The sequence below is a fragment of the Acinetobacter sp. YH12208 genome (assembly GCF_013418055.1).
GTDB lineage: Bacteria > Pseudomonadota > Gammaproteobacteria > Pseudomonadales > Moraxellaceae > Acinetobacter > Acinetobacter pseudolwoffii.
This window is the reverse complement of record NZ_VPCT01000003.1, coordinates 205,997-227,619: the sequence shown is the minus strand read 5'-3', so window position 1 is coordinate 227,619 and position 21,623 is coordinate 205,997. Positions and strand designations below refer to the sequence as shown.

Annotated in this window: 19 protein-coding genes, 1 tRNA gene and 1 pseudogene; 12 read left to right on the top strand and 9 right to left on the bottom strand. The window is 39.3% G+C overall.

Annotation, left to right across the window (positions count from 1 at the left end):
• Window positions 1–124: 124 nt before the first annotated feature.
• Window positions 125–715, bottom strand: a pseudogene (locus tag FTU95_RS05400) (type I restriction-modification system subunit M N-terminal domain-containing protein); the annotation flags it as partial.
• A gap of 311 nt (window positions 716–1,026) precedes the next feature.
• Window positions 1,027–1,380 carry a helix-turn-helix domain-containing protein gene (locus FTU95_RS05395; RefSeq protein WP_180077779.1) on the bottom strand — a complete coding sequence of 118 codons (354 nt, stop codon included), beginning with the start codon at window positions 1,378–1,380 and terminating at the stop codon, window positions 1,027–1,029.
• A 453-nt stretch (window positions 1,381–1,833) separates the two neighbouring features.
• Here FTU95_RS05395 and FTU95_RS05390 point away from each other — a divergent pair, with 453 nt between their 5' ends.
• Genes FTU95_RS05390 through FTU95_RS05380 form a run of 3 tightly spaced genes read left to right on the top strand, consistent with a single transcriptional unit; the run spans window position 1,834 to window position 7,694 of the window.
• The gene (locus FTU95_RS05390) at window positions 1,834–2,475 is read left to right on the top strand and encodes a hypothetical protein (protein ID WP_153566648.1); all 642 of its coding nucleotides are present in this window, start codon (window positions 1,834–1,836) and stop codon (window positions 2,473–2,475) included.
• Complete coding sequence (locus FTU95_RS05385) at window positions 2,465–4,642, top strand: hypothetical protein (protein ID WP_153566647.1); 2,178 nt, start codon at window positions 2,465–2,467, stop codon at window positions 4,640–4,642. The genes FTU95_RS05390 and FTU95_RS05385 overlap by 11 nt, the downstream gene beginning before the upstream one ends.
• Window positions 4,635–7,694, top strand: coding sequence for a tyrosine-type recombinase/integrase (locus FTU95_RS05380; protein WP_180077785.1), 3,060 nt, complete (start codon window positions 4,635–4,637; stop codon window positions 7,692–7,694). The genes FTU95_RS05385 and FTU95_RS05380 overlap by 8 nt, the downstream gene beginning before the upstream one ends.
• Here the strand turns inward: FTU95_RS05380 and FTU95_RS05375 are convergent.
• Window positions 7,689–8,012, bottom strand: coding sequence for a hypothetical protein (locus FTU95_RS05375; protein WP_180077777.1), 324 nt, complete (start codon window positions 8,010–8,012; stop codon window positions 7,689–7,691). The two genes, FTU95_RS05380 and FTU95_RS05375, sit on opposite strands and share 6 nt — an antisense overlap.
• Window positions 8,013–8,159: 147 nt before the next feature.
• Between FTU95_RS05375 and FTU95_RS05370 the strand changes: the two genes are divergently transcribed.
• A complete protein-coding gene (locus tag FTU95_RS05370; protein ID WP_180077775.1) occupies window positions 8,160–8,486 on the top strand; it encodes a helix-turn-helix domain-containing protein in 327 nt (108 codons plus the stop codon).
• 154 nt (window positions 8,487–8,640) lie between these two features.
• Here FTU95_RS05370 and FTU95_RS05365 read toward each other — a convergent pair whose 3' ends face one another.
• From FTU95_RS05365 to FTU95_RS05355, 3 genes are all read right to left on the bottom strand, one after another.
• Entirely contained in the window at window positions 8,641–9,006 is a 366-nt protein-coding gene (locus FTU95_RS05365; protein WP_005265731.1) for an AlpA family transcriptional regulator, read from the bottom strand.
• A gap of 38 nt (window positions 9,007–9,044) precedes the next feature.
• Entirely contained in the window at window positions 9,045–10,292 is a 1,248-nt protein-coding gene (locus FTU95_RS05360; protein ID WP_004637174.1) for a tyrosine-type recombinase/integrase, read from the bottom strand.
• A 193-nt stretch (window positions 10,293–10,485) separates the two neighbouring features.
• A tRNA-Ile gene (locus tag FTU95_RS05355) sits at window positions 10,486–10,562 on the bottom strand.
• Window positions 10,563–11,359: 797 nt separating this feature from the next.
• On the opposite strand from FTU95_RS05355, the gene FTU95_RS05350 reads away from it, so the two are divergent.
• Window positions 11,360–11,914 carry a 1-acyl-sn-glycerol-3-phosphate acyltransferase gene (locus FTU95_RS05350; RefSeq protein ID WP_005097390.1) on the top strand — a complete coding sequence of 185 codons (555 nt, stop codon included), beginning with the start codon at window positions 11,360–11,362 and terminating at the stop codon, window positions 11,912–11,914.
• Between the two features lie 245 nt (window positions 11,915–12,159).
• Entirely contained in the window at window positions 12,160–12,909 is a 750-nt protein-coding gene (locus tag FTU95_RS05345) for a YebC/PmpR family DNA-binding transcriptional regulator (protein ID WP_005097391.1), read from the top strand.
• A gap of 69 nt (window positions 12,910–12,978) precedes the next feature.
• Here FTU95_RS05345 and FTU95_RS05340 read toward each other — a convergent pair whose 3' ends face one another.
• Window positions 12,979–13,449 carry an Lrp/AsnC family transcriptional regulator gene (locus FTU95_RS05340; RefSeq protein WP_005097392.1) on the bottom strand — a complete coding sequence of 157 codons (471 nt, stop codon included), beginning with the start codon at window positions 13,447–13,449 and terminating at the stop codon, window positions 12,979–12,981.
• A 380-nt stretch (window positions 13,450–13,829) separates the two neighbouring features.
• Between FTU95_RS05340 and FTU95_RS05335 the strand changes: the two genes are divergently transcribed.
• Window positions 13,830–15,101: a hypothetical protein gene (locus tag FTU95_RS05335; protein ID WP_180077773.1), complete on the top strand. Its 1,272-nt coding sequence runs from the start codon at window positions 13,830–13,832 to the stop codon at window positions 15,099–15,101.
• 60 nt (window positions 15,102–15,161) lie between these two features.
• Here the strand turns inward: FTU95_RS05335 and FTU95_RS05330 are convergent, their stop codons facing one another.
• Window positions 15,162–15,926 (bottom strand): glutathione S-transferase family protein, encoded by a 765-nt coding sequence (locus FTU95_RS05330; protein ID WP_005170293.1) that lies wholly within the window; start codon window positions 15,924–15,926, stop codon window positions 15,162–15,164.
• 293 nt (window positions 15,927–16,219) lie between these two features.
• On the opposite strand from FTU95_RS05330, the gene ychF reads away from it, so the two are divergent.
• Complete coding sequence (gene ychF / locus FTU95_RS05325; RefSeq protein ID WP_005170292.1) at window positions 16,220–17,311, top strand: redox-regulated ATPase YchF; 1,092 nt, start codon at window positions 16,220–16,222, stop codon at window positions 17,309–17,311.
• 206 nt (window positions 17,312–17,517) lie between these two features.
• On the top strand, window positions 17,518–18,135 hold the full coding sequence (locus tag FTU95_RS05320) for a superoxide dismutase (protein ID WP_100328992.1): 618 nt from the start codon (window positions 17,518–17,520) through the stop codon (window positions 18,133–18,135).
• Window positions 18,136–18,339: 204 nt separating this feature from the next.
• Here FTU95_RS05320 and FTU95_RS05315 read toward each other — a convergent pair whose 3' ends face one another.
• Window positions 18,340–18,837 (bottom strand): hypothetical protein, encoded by a 498-nt coding sequence (locus FTU95_RS05315; RefSeq protein WP_005170291.1) that lies wholly within the window; start codon window positions 18,835–18,837, stop codon window positions 18,340–18,342.
• Window positions 18,838–18,940: 103 nt separating this feature from the next.
• Here FTU95_RS05315 and FTU95_RS05310 point away from each other — a divergent pair, with 103 nt between their 5' ends.
• The 3 genes from FTU95_RS05310 to purT all read left to right on the top strand — a co-directional run bounded on the left by FTU95_RS05310 (window position 18,941) and on the right by purT (window position 21,621).
• Window positions 18,941–19,693, top strand: a complete 753-nt coding sequence (locus FTU95_RS05310) for an AzlC family ABC transporter permease (RefSeq protein ID WP_180077771.1) — start codon at window positions 18,941–18,943, stop codon at window positions 19,691–19,693.
• Window positions 19,690–20,037, top strand: a complete 348-nt coding sequence (gene ygaH / locus FTU95_RS05305) for an L-valine transporter subunit YgaH (protein WP_005097402.1) — start codon at window positions 19,690–19,692, stop codon at window positions 20,035–20,037. The genes FTU95_RS05310 and ygaH overlap by 4 nt, the downstream gene beginning before the upstream one ends.
• A gap of 369 nt (window positions 20,038–20,406) precedes the next feature.
• The gene (gene purT / locus FTU95_RS05300; RefSeq protein WP_171063324.1) at window positions 20,407–21,621 is read left to right on the top strand and encodes a formate-dependent phosphoribosylglycinamide formyltransferase; all 1,215 of its coding nucleotides are present in this window, start codon (window positions 20,407–20,409) and stop codon (window positions 21,619–21,621) included.
• Window positions 21,622–21,623: the final 2 nt, after the last annotated feature.

The following is a 21,623-nucleotide window of genomic DNA, read 5'->3' as shown; positions in this document are numbered from 1 at the left end:
TCTTGAATTTTCTGCCAGATATCATCGGTAAGAAGTGTGCGTGCCATTGAAAGTGTAGAAATAAAAATAACTCAAAGGAGGATTTTAAGTATTTAAAACCAATTCTTCAAATGAGGACACACCCTAGGCCTGTGGTTAAACGAACGATGTCACGCGGGGTAAAATGTTCCCCTGCGGTTTCATTTGAACCTTCGGCAAAACGGCGGATCAGTTCTTCAAACACCAAGCCCATTTCATGGTTAGATATATTTTTTGGACTGAGATCAATTTTAGGGTCTGAAAAATATTGAACGACTTTATAAAGCAAGTTGGCATCATCCAGAAGACCAATAAATTCGTCGAACTTGAAGTGTTCAAAGATTTCACGTGCGTCTTTGGAGAAGTTTTGAATATAAGTATTGAGGTTTGAACGGATGTCCTTTTGACCCAGGCTGCCTAAATCCAGTTCTGAGGTATTGAAAAATGACAAACCACCTGTGGCTCTGAGCAATATCTTTTCTTTAGCATCTTCAGGAAGTTGCTTTTCTTTTTGTTTTTCTTTTTCATTAGCAACCAACACATCCGATTTGGTAGGCGCTAATACACACTCCAGACGGCGAAGCAGTGTAAAGGGTAGAATCACACGACCATATTGCGATTGTTTGAAGTCACCACGCAGGAGATCGGCAACCGACCAGATAAAAGCTGCTACTTGTGAAAAATTATTATTTGTCATTAAAAAATACCGCTAGCACTCAGGCTATAAAAACTTGAAATTTATAGTTTCATTGTGCCTGATTTACAACATGTTTTGCTAGAGATAGACTGTACAAAAGAATATTAATTAGTATGCCTATGAGTTTTTTAAGTATTATTGAAAATAAAGAAATTTTTAGCTTTATGCTCAATAATGAGCAATGGGACAGATTGAAGGTTGATATAAAATACAACCGATCATTAAAAGTTTGTTCTAGTAAGCCCTTCACGTCTGTCCATACCATTTTGGTACTCACTCAAACCTATCAAGCTCTTTATCGTGAAGGTATATCACCAATCTAATTCTGGCTTTGCAGTCTGTATTACCAGTTTTTGAGTTCGCTTATTATTACCTGAGGCTTTTTTGCGAACTTTACCTTTGAGCTTAAGCAACTGTATCGGTGAAAATGATACTTCAGGTATCAATTGATCTAGATTACCCAACATATTGAGCGCACCTAAAATAGCGATCAGCTCTACTAGTCGAACGTCGCCTTTCTCCGCATTAAGGACAGCTCTCCGACTAATCCAAGCTTTATTAGCAATCTCCGCTTGTGTCATATCTTGATTCAATCGGATGCGTTTTAAGCGCTCACCTATTACTGACGCAATATATATCGGACTATCATTTTCAGAATAATTCATTATTTATTATCCTCATCTAGCTATGTGTTGTGCCGCCGTCATATAAAAATCTAGTCAAAATACCAAAATCTTTAGATCCAAATATGGCACAGCTCTCATGTTAGTTGCCAGTTCTTTGTTAATATCTATGCCTAACTAAATGCGCATTTACCCTAGCTAAAACTGAACATAATGAACGTCCCATCATCAGTTTCCGATGGACTCAATCTTGGCCGTTCTTCCGTATAAATAAAATAAGAAAAATACAAAACACAGTTAAACCAGCCACATTCAAAAACAAAGAATCAATAACTTAAATAAAAAAATCTATCTAAGCAAACCCTTAGCCTAGTTTAAAAAGAATTCAAATTCATCAAAAACCACCCACATTTATAACCATTTTCTTGATCTTTTTTTTGAAATTAACTTTTTAAGCATGTCTCTATATACATTAAAAAAATAAGGAGCATGAATATGGCATCTAAACAATCAGGTCAGAAGAAAAACGCTAAAGCAAAGTTTGACTCACATCAGGTCATCCTTGCTCCATATCCACCTTTAAGTGGAATTTACAATTGCTATGCACAAATATTTAGGGCGGCACGGCTGCCTTCAATTATTCAGCCAGATATCAAGTTACTTTGTCTCTCAACAATTTCAGGGAGTGAATTCTGTGTATTAGATAACTTTCTGCTTGTATACGCCTCCAAAAAGCAAAATCTGCGTATAGACGCAAGCTACGTTGTGCTCACCGACATTGATTTACCCAAGCTTGAATATCAATTGAGCTGGCACTTATTCAAATTAATCACTGAGCTTAAAATTAAGATTAACCTTATCCAACCAAATAGCTTATTAAGTGCACTCAATACATCACTCTCAAAACAAGCAATTTACGATTTAAACGCTCTTCATCATGAAAAACCACGGTGTGAGTTATCGCTCGATTTGCTCGCAAAACTTATCGACTGTAGTCGTAATCAGCTCTTGTATCAACAAAAAAAAATCCATTCTAGTTACACCGAAAAAATCCAGCAACTCACTGAAAAATGCGAAGCACTCAAACATTCTGAACCGAGCCCAAACCTTTTTTGGAGAGCGCAACATGCAGGCTAAGCAATTAATTCAGCGCCTTTTAGAGCAAGAGTTCATACACGATCATTATGCTGAAGTACTTGAGCAATACCTAAATCGCACAGTTGATATTCCTGAACTGAAGCAGTTATTAAAGCTCGATAATGAGATAGAGCAGAATCACCAATCACTGTTTCTACCTGCTCCACCTTCTGTTTCAGCACATCCTATTTGTGCCTATATTTATTCAGTACAACAGCACTCCCAGCATTCTGTTATACAGCGATGGTCAGTCCACAATTTACATGCTGTCTGCATTCTTAAATCTATTCCAAATTCAGGTAAAAAAGACCATCAAACAACGATTATTAAAGTACTTGATCGATTTAGGTTAGCAAATGAAGCTTATGCTGCATCGCAGCAAGCAACACAGCTCAGTAAGTCTCAACAAAAATATTTATGGCTATGGCAACAACTTCCTAGCGATAAAACACCATTAGCTGAGTTTGTAAAGAGCTTACGCAGCTTAGAAACCAATTCTAATCTGAACCGTTTTCAATATTTATTGATTCTTGATCTACGGCGTTTTTATGATTATGTGTTGGCACTGAAACCTAAAAAAAATTATTCAGCACCGCCCAAACACATAGATGAACCACATTATCTAGATGAGTACGGCGCAATTTTATGCTGCCCACAAGACATACTACAAAAGGAAGATCCTGCTCTATATTACGAGAAATTACAGGATGAACAGCCAAATCAGCAATACTCAATCAATACAGCACAGGTATCGCCATTAACAAGCCAATCTAGTTTTTTACAACATAAAATTAGCCAGCTCACACAACAACACATTATTAGACAGCAGCATGATTTTATGTGTAGCAAGCATTATCCAGACTTCAATAGCCTGAGCTTACTTGTACAACATTGTCATCAACTCTATTTAAATCATCCAGAAAAAAACAAAGCATATCTTTTTATCTTACTCAGTTTCTTGAGTGGTGTTCCTATTGAGCAATGGCTATATCTACAATCCAGACAACGCTATGCACTCAATAAACGACAGAAGGTCATTTTTGAAAACGATCAATATTTTCTACGTTCCAAATTCACACTGTTTGAGGACTCTGCTTTTGAATACAAAGACCAATTGCTTAATCAGGTGACCCATTTCGATTTGCCTTTAGTAAAAGAGCTGGTAGAGGGTTTAAGACAACCGCCAACAGTGAAGCAAGAACAGGTCGCACATGCATTAAAAAAATGCCGTGAAGAACTCTTCATTCCGTCGTTATCAACTAAAAAAATAAGTGTTTTATTACATCACTGTATTTACCATTACACTCAAAATGAACAACTAGCCGACATTCTTACAGGCATCGATGCAAATCGATCAGTTTCTATTTCATATTGTTCGTATCCAATCTACCGTTTGCAGCAAAGCTATCAGGGTACAGTACAACAACTATCAAATGATTTAGCAAAAGAAATCCATGTCATTGATGATGATCGAGAAAGATTTGGTAGCTGTAAAGCGCCGAAACCTGCAACAGTGACGGCGATATTTGCATATTTACAACATCAGATTATTCAAGCTAAACACCATGGGCAAATGCTTGAGATGTTCAATCATTACAATGTCTGGCTGTGGCATATTTTATTATTGTTCAGTGCTGCTCGACCTGTCAGCGAGTTCCCGGGTTTCTTAAAAAATTTCGATTTAAAACAACAGTGGCTTTGGATTTCTGATAAAGAAATTCACTCAAGAACGGATGATGGGCGTTTAATCCCATTATGTGATTTTGTTGTGAAGGAAATCCGCTTATTCATTACCTACTTAAATGAATTTAAACAACTACACCCAGAGCATCAACCGTATATTCAAGAAATTTTAAGCAGTAAAAGACCCCTTCTCAGTGTCTATCAACATGGTCAATGGCAAGCCCTCAGCCCTCATTTAGTCAACAGTTTCACTCGTATTATGCAACTTGATCATGCCAATTGGCTTAGGCACACAGCTCGTGCATATCTCACCGAAAAAGCAGATGAAAACTTCATTCTGGCTTTGTTTGGGCATGAGCAAAACCAACAAGAAATGGGGCAAAAATTCTCAAGTCTTTCGCTTCAACAATATAAAGAACTCGCCAACTGCCTCAACGATATGCAGCACGCTTACCAAATTGATGGGATGTATGAACATGCTTAAACAAAAACATTATGCACATGAGCGCCGTGCTAAAGATAGAAATAAAAAACAAATGAAAGAGCGCTTACATATTCAATTGATTATTGAGGAGTTTCTCTCCCAAGAAAAATTACAACAGGCACAACAATCACAAAATTTCCCAGATCTCTATAACCAAGTGATTCAGCACTTAGAGCAACAAAAAGTAAGCTTTTCTTTAAAAAAGAGCTTTTATCAGCACTTCCGCAAACACATCATTCAATACAATCGCACCAATGATGCAGACTTACCACTGCCTACGCAGCACCTCGCTTCTATTCAACGAGCCTCTTTACTCTTTAATGAATCTTGGTTAGAGAATTCGAAATATCTCACATATTTAAAAGAGCGACTCTGGCGTTATTGGCATACTGTAGAATATTTTTCGGATGATGAAATTGTTGGCAATCTTCTTATAAGTGCAATCCTGTACGGCGGACTTTCACATCATTCAAGCTTGAATGCTTTACTTGAACATCTCAAATCTGATGAAGCAATCTACCATCTTCAGACCTTACAACTTCCGCTTCTATTCTTAGAACCTCAATCGCCGCAATATGGTGATTTATATGATCCTAAACAAACCTTAAGGAAATCTCGAAATTTTGTACCAGACCGGCTAACACAGCTCTGGATTACTCGATTTAAGACACAATTAATAGATATCCAACACGATTGTTACACTTATATCCGTTACGTTTTTAATGCCTTAGAGCTTTCTTTTAACCAGAAGAAATTTAATCAGCTTTTACAAACCTCCAGTCATTCATTTATGCAACTAGACAAGGTCAAATTAAGCCCTGCGCTTGCACAGTGTTTAACTGAAGAAATAGAAAGCTGTGGCTTAAGTCCAAGTGCTTTTAAACGCTATCTCTCACCTCAGCTAATACTTGACCACTCCGATCAAACTGAAGAACCACAGCCCCAAAATATCAACAACAGAGTAAAAGAGGAAAAATTACACACTGAAGATCCTCTTGAGGCACTTACTGCTTTGCATAAACAAATTTTGACGTTCTTTAAAAATAGGCATAAGACTACCTCGGATCTATGTAACCTGCTGCACAGCCAACATGCCTATCTTCCAGAAAATGCGAAACGGCTTGGGCTTTGGCTATTTAGCTTATTTCATCCGACTACAGAAGATATTAAGCAAATCACAGAGCTTTATCAGCTCGATCAAAACAAGTACTTACGCTATATCAATCAACAGCAGAAGATTCGTCATTCTTCAATCTATAGTTATTACACCAAACTTGCCGAGTCATGGTTATTACATAGCACCGATTTTATAGAAGAATGCAATCTCAATGATCACCTAGAAGTGATCTACAAGCGTATGTTAAACGGCGTCGGTAAATCTAAATCACAAAAATTTGATCTCTTAAAACGTTTTCATCACTTTCAGCGTGTCATATTTGATGCTGATGTGTTCCCAATGCAGAATGAAAGGTTTCATTTAAGCTCACCGAAAGCCGAAATCATCTCTGCAAAAATATTCCAACAGATACTTGCGCGACTTGAATACTATAAAAGCCCAAGCTATACAGCCCATGATTTAGAAATGCTCAGTATCGTATATACGATAGCGTTTCGTACGGGCATGCGGATTAATGAAATACTCGGCATGCGAATCAAGGATGTTGAAGGTATTCAAGCCACTTCAATTTGGATACGTCCATATCGTGCAAAGCATCAACAACATTTACTTAAAACAGATAGTGCTGAACGCAATCTCAACGTTCAAATTCTACTAACTCAAGAGGAGCATCTTAAATTTCAACATTACTGCCAAGTACGGCGCCGTGCTTATAGGCCCAGTCAATACTTGTTCACGATGTGGAACAGTACTGAACGCCTTAAACCTAATATGGTGACTATTCCATTTCAACGAATACTCGGTACATTATTGCCAGAACATCGTTATACTTTTCATAGTCTCAGACATACAGCAGCAAATAATCTCGCGTTAATCCTGAATATGGACTACACGTTTGTTGCTACCTTCACGGACTATTCAAACGATCATTACAACCTCATCAGAAGTCATCTATTACGCTCTAAAGCACCACAAGACAACTGGTATTTAATTGCGCACCTGCTCGGTCATATTCAACCAAACGAGACTTTCCGAAGCTATATCCATCTCAGCTATGTGATGGCAGGTTTTCAATTACGTCAATTTGATCTGATGCTTTCCACCCAAATTATTCAAAAAATCTGTCCAACTTTGATAACGCCGTTGAAACATGCTCAAGAGATCCACCTCAGCAGTTTTGACACTCAAATGCTTCAAGCGACTCATGTAATACCATTAGGCATAGATAAACAATCAAGTATGCCAATCAATAAAAAAGAAATTCAGCAAAAACCTACTGATGATTGCATCTATGGTACTGCTCGATCAGAATATCCGTCTGCACTGATCATAAAAATACTCAAAGCATTAGATCAATCTTATACACCTGAGCTTCTGTCTCAAAAGTATGACTTTCCAATTAAGACACTCATGCTGTGGCAACAAAATATACTTAAGCTCAAACAACTCAAAAATCGCAAGAACCGACCTCGCTTCATTATTGATGCTGATAAATCACAACGCATACTTCCACATATTGAAACCAAGGAAGAAAAAATAGTCTTAGAGTATTTTTTTAAACGGCTTAATAAATTGAAAAGTGATGATGCAAACATCTTAAATGCACTACATATTTTTGAAATGAAAGCCAACATTTCACATGCTGGATTAATCTTTAATAGTGCTGATATAAGGCTAGCAAATCGATTTTTGACAGGAATTTATTCTTTATTTCCAGAAAAATATTGGCAGATTGCTATATCTTCTGAAATCTCTGAGGAAAAGCTCATGGAACGACTGCAGTTTAAATTTCTATCTTGCAGCATGAACAGCAGTCTAAATAATTCTTTTAAGTTTGAGCTAGTATCCCAAAACAATGGAAAAGCACTAACCGTCTTACGCTATTGCATGTTGGTTTTACTGATCCTGTGTACGCCGTCGCAACCTAGATCATAGCTGATCTGGCTGATAACCTGAAAACTCATAAAAGTCATGCAACAATTGAGCATAGACATCTGAAAAATTTATTAAGTTTTCTGGTTGTAAACCATAATGGTCAAAATAGCGATCATCAATGAAATAAGCTAATCCTATGTGCGTGTTGAGATAGGTTGATACGCCCAGTTGCCGACAAAAGTCAGGATTATATTGCAACTGTAATTGCGTATTACAAATAATTTTTGAGGCTACAATTTTAGCTACATTGCGAATATTGAGATGGCGAATACTAGGATGCATCGATGTCACAATTCGACTCGAAGAATAATTCATCATGAGCGTTTGGCCTTCAATTGATTTAGATTTTTATCAAGTAATGATTTAGTTGCTTCTCGTTTTACAAGTAAGCATCTAAACTATGTCTATATTTATATAAAAACATGACTAAAACGTCAAGTTTTTATTGTCTATTTGGCGGTAATAATGACACTTGAATTAGACTCGAATGAATTTAAGATTCGATTGAAAGAAGTTAGAAAGATACGAAAGCTGACACAGCAAGAACTTGCTGAAAAAACGGGAATACCAGTAACCTCTATTGCGCATTTTGAGTCGGGCTCACGTAAACCTTCTTTAGAAAATTTTTATAAGCTCATTGTCGTACTTAATATATCAGCAGACTACATCCTAGGACGAAGTAAAGATATGAGTGCATTAGGTGTTGATCCCCTTGTGAGCACTCTGCAAAAATTACCTGAGGTTGAGCGAAGAATGATTGAGAAATTTATTGTTTCTTTAGATCATAGCTAGAGTCGACCCTGCATATAGAATCTGAAGACTAGAAAATTAAAAAACCACTTAAAGTGGTTTTTTTGCATAGCCCCGAAATGGATATAAACACATTGTGTGTTTGCTATGTGGAATTGATGATCTAGTATTGCCTAGATGGTTGTTTAAATAGTGATTATTCACTCCTACATTTAGCTTTGTAAGTTTTATACCACTCTTCAATTTCAGCTGTATCAAAATATACTGCTGCTTGACGAGTACTACATTCTTTCAATGGTCTTGGAAATGAAAGATCATTTTCGATGATTTTACGTAAGCAATCTCGTGTTACATTAAGCAACTCACAAACTTGGTTGTATTTTAAGCGAAATGGCTTCATATTGTGACAAACCACTGGTATATCTAAATCATCAAAATTTTTAACAGTACGTACAATACTACGACGAGTATGTGATGTATGTGCTCTAAAATGATCCAATTGAGGATCCTCGTTTAATAATAGAGAAACCATGCTATCAAAAAAAAATAATTCAAATCCCATCCGTCCTAAAACACAAAAAAAGTGATCACGTTTTTGTGTTAATGCTTAAGTAAAGACTCAATATAACCACTCCACCACTCCATGATTTCATATCGTTCTTCTAAGTGTGCCTCTTTATCATATGCTCCCTTGACCCCAGTTTTTAAATGAGCCAATGCTGATTCGATCACCTGCCATTTGTCACTATAGCGTTTATTCAAATTGGAGGATGCAATATGTCTAAATCCATGTGGATTTTGTTTTCCTCGATAACCTAATCGATTCAATGCCGCATTAAATGTTAAATTCGAAATTGGCTTATTAATGCTATCGCGACTTGGGAATAAGTATTCACTTTCAGGTGAAATTTTCTTTAGCTCCATCAATAATTTAATGACATGCTTGGACAAAGGAATCCCATGTTCGATACCTTTTTTCATTATATTTGAGGGACGTATCCACACCGCCTCATCAAAATCAAATTGCTCCCATTTCGCCTGTCGCAATTCCCCTGGACGAGGAAACATATGTATTAAAAGTTCTAAGCCTATTGCAATCGGTCTGGATGAGGAATTTCGAATTAATGAAATCATTTCTGGAAGCTGTTGAATAGCTACATGCTTCATACTTTGAGATTCCCCTTTCGCTAAATAATCACCAATCCCTTCCAATGGATTATATAAAATACCTTTTTTAAATTTTGCTAAACCATAAGCACCTGAGCAACATGAAATAAGCTTTTCAATTCTGTTATAAATTCCTTCATTCATTTGCTTGTTAGTAAAAAACTCCAACCATTCTGCTGGTGTAATTGATTTATATGGTCGATGTCCAAAGACAGGAATTAAATGTCGTTCAACCGATTGTTTTTCCTTTTTATAAGTATCAGCAGCCCAAGTCTGCTTTTTTCGCTCTAACCACTCATAAATAAGATGCGAGAATAAAGCCTTTTCCTCCTCAAGCTGAATTTTCTTAATCTCAACCTGTGTTTGAATTAGTATTTCACCTAGCGTCATGGCCTCTGCTTTTTCACGTGCTTGCGCATAACTTACAGATGGATAACTACCTAATCCTATCCATGCCCATTTTCCTTGATCATTCTTATATCGATATTGCCAATGTTTTTTGCCATTCGGTTTAACCCTACAATACAAACCTGGAATATCAGTAGGCTCACGATATTCTTTCGCTTTGGGTTTAAGTGTTTTATAAATTTCTTCAACACTTTTTTTTCGGCGAACCTTTGTATTCTGCGATACAGATCTTAGACGAATATCATCGTGAGTATTAACATCAAAAACATTCATAACTTATGGAATCTCCAGTGATTTTTTCCTTGGTGTATCCCTGAGTTATATTTTAAATTTAGGATACAAACAAGGATACACAGAGCGTGTTCCCATACGAAGTTATATAAGTTTAAACAAAGCAATAAAAAACCCTTAACTCTTTTAGAATTAAGGGTTTAAGTATCATATGAGTGCATATGATTATAAAATTTGGTGGGCCCAGACAGACTTGAACTGTCGACCAACGGATTATGAGTCCGCTGCTCTAACCAACTGAGCTATAGGCCCTACATGCTGAAAACTTTATTTATCAATAAGTTCAAGCGTCATGAATACTAGCTAAGATTTTTTTGAAAGACAAGTACTTTTATAACCACTTGAACACTTAGGCAGCAATCATCATGACTTGATTCGAAAGAAATTCTAGTTCTTTAATACTTCAGTCTAAAGACATGCAGAAAAATGGGTATATACAGATCAATTTAAGGCAGCCTAGCCTGAAATATTGACGTCAACCTCATAGAATAAAGCATACATTTGATAGATTTGACGTCTCAGTATATTTATAAAGTATCAAAAAATATTTGATAAAATATTAAAAATGATGGAAAAGTATATGAGCTGCAGAATAAAGAAAAATTAGAATTGAGACTTCATTTCTTTTTCTTTACGCAAATCCTGCTTAATTTCGATGAAAGACCATACAATTATAAGCACTAAAATCAATAAAGAGACTACAAAGGCTGTAATGTATGTCATAGTTTTCAATCTCAGAGTAGAAAGAACAACAAAATAGAAAGGATTAATACCCCTTCTCTTCTTCGACAAAAGTCTAATAACTAAATCTTGCTCTGGATAGTCATTTTTTCACCATTTTAAGACTTTTTTTATATCTAATAATACTTTTTTAATATCAAAATTTTTTATTTATACATTTTAGCTCTTAATATTTCAGTTTAAAAAGATCAAGAAATTATAGATTTCTACATTATTTACACGTTTTATTTGCCAGCCTATTGACTGAATGGCCGAACAAGAAGAAATTATGCGATTCTCCACATATGGCTTTTACTTAATCTGTGCTTATGCTAAATAAATTCATTGGCGAATCTGCATTTAAACTTGCGGGTTGGCAATATCATGTCGAACCAGATGTACTCGAAGACAAACAGGTCATTATTGGCTTTGAACATACTTCAATGATGGATGCGGTGCTGTCGATTGCCCTCTTCCAGATTTATGATCTTAAAGTTCATACCTTGATCAAAAAAGAACTATTTAAAGGACCTTTCAAACCGCTATTAAAAGCTGTCGGCGGTATTCCTGTTGACCGCAAGGCCAATAAAGATATCGTGACCCAGATGGTGGAGCATTTTCAGAATAATGAAAAGTTTAATCTGGTGATTGCACCAGAAGCGACACGTGCCAAGCAAGGTGAAGCACGTAAACCGATCCGTACCGGCTTCTGGCATATTGCCAAAGCTGCCAATGTGCCGATTGTGTTGCTATATGCCAATTCCAGAACCAAACAAGGTGGCATTTTAGGCAAGATTTATCCAACAGATCTGGCTCAAGATCTGGCCTTAATCAAACAGCTCTATAAAGATAAAGTGGATCTGGATATTGTCATTCCGGAATAAGCTCAGTAACAGTGCTCGACATGAACAGATCCTTTGCTGTTCATGTCCTCCTAAAGCATTTGTATAAATTTGAAAAATAAAATCAAAAACTGCACTATAGCATTCCCCTTTTCTATCAATTTAATACAATTTTTTTGTTTTATCCTGAAATCTCAAATCCAGACACTTTTTTTTAAAAAAAAGCTTATGGTAGAATTTCGGCATTCTGATAGGCATACAGCCAATCTACAAGGAGCAAAGTTCGCATGGCGGGTCATTCCAAGTGGGCCAATATTAAGCATCGTAAAGCAAAACAAGATGCGAGTCGTGGTAAGCTTTTTACCAAATATATTCGTGAATTAACCACTGCGGCAAAACTCGGTGGTCCAGATGCAGGTAGCAACCCTCGTCTGCGTGCGGTGGTTGAAAAAGCATTATCTGTAAATATGACACGTGATGTGATCAACCGTGCCATTCAACGTGGTGCGGGTGGCGAAGATAACGACGACCTGAAAGAAGTGACCTATGAAGGTTATGGTGTAGGTGGTGTTGCTGTTCTGGTAGAGACCATGACAGACAACCTGAATCGTACTGTTCCTGATGTTCGCCATTGCTTCTCAAAAACCAATGGTAACTTAGGTACTGCCGGTTCAGTGGCTTATCTGTTTACCAAACGTGGCGAGATCACTTTTGAAGATGTTTCTTTAGAAGATCAAATCATGGAAGTAGCTTTGGAAGCAGGCGCGGAAGATATTGAAATTGCTGAAGATGAAATTCTGGTAATTACCACGCCTGAAAGCTTTGGTGATGTACAGGATGCGCTCACTGCAGCAGGTCTGAAGTCTGACAATGCTGAAGTGGTGATGAGCCCTTCAACCAAAGCTGAAATTACAGATGTTGATCAAGCCAAAATGATTTTGAAAATGATCGATATGTTTGAAGATTTAGATGATGTTCAAAACGTATATACCAACGTAGAGTTTACTGATGAAGTGATGGCGCAATTAGATGCTTAAGCTTGATCAAAACTAAAAACGCACCCTTGGGTGCGTTTTTTTATGGCTGTCTGCTACTCTCGCATAGGATCAAACTTTATTGAGTAGTCCGCTACAGTTAAAGACATTATATTCTTTAATGACAAAGCTCGAATGCAGTGCAACCACATGCTCAATTTTCCCAATACGCTTGAGTAAAATTTCACTATAATTTTCCATATCTCGCGCCACTACTTCGACAATAAAATCCGCAGACTGGCCGGTGACCAAAAAGGCATTAATCACTTCGGGAATACTTTCCAGTTCTTCCAGAAATTTAGCAAAAGTATCACTATCATGTTTACTTAGCGACACCTGTAACAGTACATGCAGCGTGAAACCTAATTTCTGATAATTAATTTCACGCTTTAAGCCACTGATAATATTGTGATCGATCAAGTGTTTGATCCGGCGATGGACTGAACTCACAGATAAATTTACCCGCTCTGACAGTTCATTCAGATTGACATCCTCATGGGTCAATATTTCTAGAATATGTTTATCGAAACGATCCAGTTCCATTTTTATACTCTTTCTTAATAATCAATAAAAATAGCAAAATATTGCACTCTCCCTGTTATACAATATTTATTTATTTTTCACAAAGTTTTCATATTCTGAAAATATTTTCCAAATCTTCTGCCATTTTATAAAGTAACTTTCAATCCTGAACCAGATAACCGTTAATCATATAATTCTAAAAAATGACCAATGGTAATTTCTATTAATTATTTATTTTTTAATAGTTTAAGTTTAATTAGTCCAGTAAAATATAAGCCAGACCTTCAAGTACCCGCACAGTTCAGCCACTTATCTTTTACAAGTGTATAGAAATAGATTAAAACAAAGCCGCACTAAAAGTAAAAATAGCATTTTTCAAAAATATTAAATAAGGAATGCTCATGGCTTCTAAAATTTTAAGTTTGATTAAAACCAAGGTGAGTCCTGTCTTAACGGCTGAAACACAAACTAAAAGCCTGTTAGGTGGCTTATTCGCTGGAACAGCCTCAGGTACGCTTAGCAATCTCATTGGCAGTCTAAACGGCTCTAATTCACAACCTTCCGTGAGCTCATTATTAAACAGCCTTCTCTCTGGACATAGTCTGAACAGCGCAAATCTGAGCAATTTATTAATTCAGTTGTCTGGTTCAAATGCTTCGAAGTTAGATATTCAGAGTCTGATCAGCAGCTTAACCCAATCCAATGGAGGCAGTTTTAATATTGGCCAGATCACCAACTTGTTGAATGGCCTAATGGCGAACAATAGCAGCAATCTGGATATTGGTGCTCTTTCCAAACTCGTCGGCGGTCTCATCGGCGGTAATGGCGAGATTGATATTGCACAAATCGTTCAGTTGGTTGGTGGTATAATCTGCGGTTCTGGTGGTTCAAGCAACATCGACATTGCTGCAATTGCAGATCTGGTCAGTAACCTCATCGGCGGTAATGGCGAGATTGATATTGCACAAATTGCCCAACTGGTGAGTGGTCTCATCGGTGGTTCAAGCAACATCGACATTGCTGCGATTGCAGATCTGGTCAGCAACCTCATCGGCAGTAATGGCGAGATTGATATTGCACAAATCGTTCAGCTGGTTGGTGGTCTGATTGGTGGGTCTGGTGCACTAGGTGATATCGACATCGGCGCGATTGCAGATCTGATCGGCGGTTTAATCGGCGGCAATACAGGCAATGATTTTGATATCGGTGCTATCACAGATTTAATTAGCGGTTTTGTCGGTGAGAATGCAGCGGGGGATTTTGATCTCGATGGCTTTACCGATTTACTCAGCGGCCTGATCGCGAATGGCTCAAATGGCATAGATTTAGGAGGATTATTGGGTCATCTCAATCTAGATAGTGATCTGGATCTGGGTACTCTGATCGAAGGAATTTCCTCTGCTTCAAACGGGTTTGATCCAGGGAGCATTGCCGGAGGCATTGGGCAATTGATTGATAATAGCTCTTCGATTGAATTACCCGATCCAGGTGATCTGGTCCAAGATGTGGGTGCCACAGATTCCAATATTGACTTGTCTGCTATTCTGCCTGACATTCAAGATACGATTCAAAATATCAGCAGTGGTGGTGGTTCATCCAGCTTTGATTTTGGTTCACTGTTCAATCACTTTAGTAAAAATATTGATATCGACCCAAATAATCCTTGGGGTTAATCATCATCTCATTAAAAACGCGCAAATGCGCGTTTTTAATTTTAGGATTTGCCTTGAAGCTTATACACCACGCCAGTCTACTCGCGCATTGCGTTCGGTTCGGTAAATACGACAAATATATTCACCCAGAGGCAACGCATTTAAATGCTGCTGATAATCACGATATTCTTCGGACAAGGTTTCAAAATTTTCTTTTTCCCATGGCGTCCCCGGAATCGCCAATAATGGAGCAAGCATAGAACAGACAGCAATATCCGCCAGACCTAAACGATTTCCGACAAAATAATGTCCACCTTGACTAACCAGCATCTGATTGAGTTGCTGTACAGTGACATCAATATGCTGTTTGGATTCCGCCACAGTTTCCTCATTCAATGCATAACCTTTGGCGACCATCGCTTTTAATAAAGGTTTAGAAAATTTTTCAAACTGGCGCAAATAGCCCTGCTCACCAATTAAAATATCGAGAGATTCATGATCGGAAGTCAGCGCTTGAGATAACATCCAGCGGCGGACATGACGACCCAGCTCCAGAGTAATTTCATTAATTTCTAAGGCTTTATTTCGAAAATGTCCTTCAGCATACAATAAACGATGTTCTGGATAAGTATCATCCAGATAAAGCGCAATCTGGGTTGAATCTGCAATCCATTTGTCCTGATCGCGCAAAATAGGCAGACGATTCTGTCCTGTTTTCAGTCGGGCAAAAGCCCGATGTACGCCGGGAATCAGGTTGTGAGCAACATAGTACAGCTCTTTATGGTCCAGCATCCAACGTGCTTTTTCGCAAAAGTGAGATAAAGGAAACTGGTATAAAGTTCGCATGCATGCTCCATGTTTATCGTTATTGGATCAGGGCGTATAGGCCGCTGTTTTATTCAGATACTTTAGTCACTCAATTTTAGAAAAACAATGTGATTTTTATCCAAAAGTACAATACTGGCTGATTATTCCTCTATATTCGGCGGACTCATAATAAATCCGGGAAAGCTCAGCGGAGCTTTTAAGTTATAAGAAGCATTTGATTGCAATAAACCACAAGTGCATGACCTGACTTTAGCCGTGCTTTCATGTAAAATCGGGGGCAATTTTTATATAACGCTTTTGTGAGTTATTTCATGGGTTTTAATTGCGGTATTGTCGGCTTGCCGAACGTTGGCAAATCTACACTTTTCAATGCTTTAACCAAAGCTGCTATTGCTGCAGAAAACTTCCCGTTCTGTACCATTGAACCAAATACCGGCATCGTGCCTGTTCCTGACCCACGTTTAGACAAATTGACAGCAATTGTTAAACCGCAGCGCGTGATTCCAACGTCTATGGAATTTGTGGACATCGCAGGTCTGGTCGCTGGTGCTTCTAAAGGTGAAGGCTTAGGTAACCAGTTCCTGGCCAACATCCGCGAAACTGATGCAATCGCTCACGTGGTACGTTGTTTTGAAGATGAAAACGTCATTCATGTGAATGGTCGTATTGATCCACTGGATGATATCGCCACGATTAATACAGAACTCGCGCTTGCAGATCTCGACGCGGTGGCGAAAGCGATTACCCGTTTGACTAAATCTGCCAAAGGTGGTGACAAAGAAGCAATTGCTACTAAAGCAGTATTGGAAAAAATCCAGCCTTTACTCGATGAAGGCAAACCGGCTCGCGCAGCGGATCTGGATGATGACGAACGTAAACTGGTACGTGGCTTTGGCTTAATGACGCTTAAACCAACCATGTATATTGCCAACGTTGCTGAAGATGGTTTTGAAAATAACCCGCATTTGGATGCAGTGAGAAAATTGGCTGCTGAAGAGAATGCAATTGTCGTACCTCTTTGCAACCAGATTGAAGCGGAAATTTCATTGCTTGAAGATGAAGACCGTGCTGAATTCCTGGAAGCGATGGGCATGGAAGAACCTGGTTTAAACGTGGTGATTCGTGCAGGTTATTCACTACTTGGCTTACAAACTTACTTCACCGCAGGTGTACAGGAAGTTCGTGCCTGGACTGTGAAAATTGGTGCAACTGCACCGCAAGCCGCTGGTGTAATTCATACCGACTTTGAAAAAGGCTTTATCCGTGCAGAATGTATTGCTTATGATGATTTCGTGCAGTACAACGGCGAAGCGGGTGCAAAAGAAGCCGGTAAATGGCGTCTAGAAGGTAAAACCTATATCGTTCAGGATGGCGACGTTTTACATTTCCGTTTTAACGTCTAAGTATTTACTGTATGAAAAAGCTCCATCTGGGGCTTTTTTATGGCCTAGGAAATAAGATGACCGAGCGTAGAAAACTTACAGGCAACGCATAATTCACACATATTAACAATAATGATAATTATTCTCATATAAAAATATTAAATTCAGGCGTATGTTAAATTTAATGAAAAATAACATGACTTCATTCTAGCAAAGGAATCCTGACCATGAGCTATACCCTGCCTGTACTGCCATATCCCTATGATGCCCTAGAGCCTCATATCGATAGCAAGACCATGGAAATTCATCATAGTAAGCATCATCAAACCTATATTAATAATATCAATGCAGGGATCGCAGGAACCGAATGGGAAGATTTATCGGTCGAAGCCTTAATTAGCAAATTCAATGAAGTACCGCAGCAATTAAAACAGAACGTGATCAATAATGCCGGTGGACATGCCAATCACTCCCTGTTCTGGACAGTTATGAGTCCAGACGGTGGCGGCCATCCAGAAGCTGAAATTGCAAAGGCCATTGAACATGAATTAGGCGGATTCGAGGCATTTAAAGACACCTTTACCCAGGCAGCACTGAGCCGTTTTGGTAGCGGTTGGGCCTGGCTGAGTGTTGCGCCAGATCAAACACTTATTGTAGAAAGCAGCGCCAATCAGGACTCTCCACTGATGTATGGCAATATTCCCATTTTAGGTCTGGATGTCTGGGAACATGCCTATTATTTGCACTATCAAAACCGTCGTCCGGAATATATCTCGGCTTTTTTCAATGTCGTGAACTGGCAAGAAGTGAATCGTCGTTATCTGGAAGCATTGAACACGCTTTAGCTTTAAATATTTAAGGAGATCGACCATGTCTACACCTATTCTGATTAAGCGCATAATTGGCAGCACACTCCTGATCTGTGGTGTATTTGTGATTTTATTAGAACATGTGTGGATACCCTCTTTTTAGAGTCTTGCTGTTGTCTCATCCTAAAAAAGCCAGTCTGAATGACTGGCTTTTATGCTTATAACTAAATGGCTAAAGGTTTATTGCATATTAGCAATCGCGGTGCCTTTTTGTTTGGGATCAGTATTTCCCAATTCAGGATTATCAATCGCATTCTGACATTGCAGTTTATCCCGCTCATAATCCGCCTGCTTTTGTTCCAGACTGCTGCCATTGTCGATCACGGTACGCGCCCAGATTTCCAGACTGGTTAAGGCTTTACGACACAGAGCATATTTACCTTCAGTCACCGAATCGGTCATTTTGACATTAATACGCCAGTCTGTGCTCAGCTTACGTGCCGGTTGACGCACCTGGGTTTCCAGCTGATCCACTTCTTTATTATAAACCAGTGGATCGACTTTATTGATCAGTTGCCATGCCGCATTGGCATAGGTGGTCGCATCATTAGTCAGTTTAGGTGCCGGTTTAATTTCTGGCTTATCAGTCGATTGACTGTCATTCCCACACGCTTGTAACAACAATGCAGTGCTCATTAAAGCAGCTGTCAGCATCGTACGTGTCTTGAACATCCACATATCAGGCTCGCCAATTTAAACATTTCGGCACTATGCTATTAAATTCACGTAGAATACACAATCTTCATTTGACCCATCGTTCAACTCTCCTTCAAGGTGTGTCGTGTCTGAACAGAATCAACTCGCTACGCAACCTGCTGGCTTCTGGCAAGGTGCAAAAGATAGCCAAGCGATCATCTTCACTTATTTACCAGTGTCGTTTGCTTTTGGCGTTTCAGCCACTCAGTTTGGCTTTACGGCTTGGGAAGCGCTGTTTCTTTCCTGCTCGATGTATGCAGGTGCCAGCCAGTTCCTTGTGGTCGCACTTTTAGGCAGTGGCACATCTATCTGGATGACGGCATTAACGGTGATTGCCCTAGACATTCGGCATTTGCTCTATGGCCCTGCGCTGCAAAACCTGATTCAAGACCGGCTGAATTTAAAGAAAACTGCGATCTGGTCTTGGGGTCTGACCGATGAGGTTTTTGCTTCCGGCATGATCAAGCTCTCGCAACGGCGTCAGGAATGGTCTGAATCCTGGATGCTGGGTTTAAGCCTGTTTAGCTGGATGTCCTGGGCATTGGGATCTTTTCTCGGTGGTTTATTTGCCGATCAGGTCAGCAATCTGCCGCAATTCTTGCAAGCGGCTCTAGACTTCCTGTTACCTGCGCTGTTCCTGAGTTTCCTATTGGCTGCTTTTGATAAGAAACATACTTTTGTTGTGACTGTCACCATTCTGGTTTCTGCTGTGGCCTGTTACTTTATTGATCTGTCTGCAGCGATTTTCATTGGTATCAGTTCCGGTATTTTTGCCGGCCTGTTCAAGCACTATATCTTAAAACAGCCAGATCCTGAACATGCAGGAGATCAAGCATGAATCTAGAGATTATTCTGGTCGGCATTGTCGTCGGGATCGCCAATTTCGTCTCACGCTTCGGGCCTTTTTTTGTGATTCAGAAATTTCAGCAAGGCTCACAAAAACGCGGAGCATTGTGGCTAAAAATTGCCTTGGGTTCAATCGGCATTGCGGCAATCAGCTCCATGCTGGTAGTTGCTACCTTACCGCCATTATTAGAAACACCGAATAAAAGTATTGCGATGCTGGTCGGATTTATCGTACTCACTGCGTTGTACTTTAAATTCAAACGCATCGTGATGGCGACCCTGACCGCAGCACTGACCTATGGTCTGGTTTATACCTATGTGCCGATGACGTTTTAAGCTTGAACTGACTGATCAATCAAGATAAAGACTTATGCTTATGGAATAGTATAGGTCTTTATTATATAAAAATAATTAGCTGATCCCTATCATTTTTCCTGAAAGAAAAAGCTCAAATAAAATCATTTCCGTATTCTTTTATACTTTTTTAATACTCGACCAGTTGTAGATAGAAAAAAGCTATTGCCAAAACAGGATATACCGTCTTCAAATCAGTCTGACAGATCAGTGACATGACAATTACGCCTTACTTACATCCAGAAAAACTTTATAAATAAAACTGTTGGACAATATCACAATTTTGTATGAATCTTGGCTTAACTGCCGGCTCAGTTCTGCTATGCTAAAAGTCCATAAAATCAAGCATGGATGACACACATGAGCGTGACTATTGGTACTCCCCTGCAAGCTTCTGCCTATAAAGTTCTATTATTGGGTTCTGGTGAACTGGGCAAGGAAGTGGTGATTTCACTACAACGTCTTGGGGTCGAAGTTCATGCTGCTGACCGTTATGAGCATGCACCTGCCATGCAAGTCGCGCATTATTCCTATACCTTGAATATGGCCGATGCTGAAGAATTAAAACAATTGATCCATCAAATCCAGCCACATTTAATCGTTCCTGAAATTGAAGCCATTGCCACACAAGTACTGGTTGACGTTGAAGAACAAAATATTGCGACCGTCATTCCTTCGGCTAAAGCGGTCAATCTGACCATGAACCGCGAAGGCATTCGCCGTCTGGCCGCAGAAGAACTGGGGCTGCCAACTTCAGCGTACCGATTTGCTGACAGTTTAGAGTCCTTCCGTGCTGCCTGTGATGATGTCGGCTATCCAAACTTTGTCAAGCCGGTCATGTCCTCTTCTGGCAAAGGCCAGTCTCGGGTAAAAAGCTTTGCAGAGGTAGACGCGGCTTGGGAATATGCGCAAACTGGTGGACGCGTCAATCAGGGTACGGTGATTGTCGAATCGCAAATTGACTTTGATTTTGAAATTACCTTATTGACTGTTCGTGCAAAAAATCCGGCAACCGGCGAGATCGAAACCTCTTATTGCGATCCGATCGGACATCGTCAGGACTCGGGCGATTATGTCGAAAGCTGGCAACCTCAGCCGATGACTCCAGCAGCGCTAGAGGAATCTAAACGCATTGCCCACAAAGTCACCACAGCACTGGGGGGTTGCGGAATCTTTGGTGTAGAACTCTTTATCAAAGGCGACCAAGTATGGTTTAGTGAGGTTTCTCCTCGTCCACACGATACCGGACTGGTAACACTTGCCTCTCAATTCCAAAGCGAATTTGAATTGCATGCACGTGCGATTTTAGGCCTGCCGGTCAATACCACACGGCATAGTGTGGCTGCCAGCGCGGTGATTTATGCCGGGGTAGATGATCGTAATCTTTCATTTTCTGGCCTGAATCTTGCTTTAGCAGACGGCAATACTGATTTGCGCCTGTTTGGCAAACCTGAAGGCTTCGAACGGCGTCGCATGGGCGTTGCGACTGCACGTGCTGAAAGCATTGAACAGGCACGCGAACTGGCACTTCAGGTCGCAAATCAAGTTAGCATTAATCAAAACTAAGC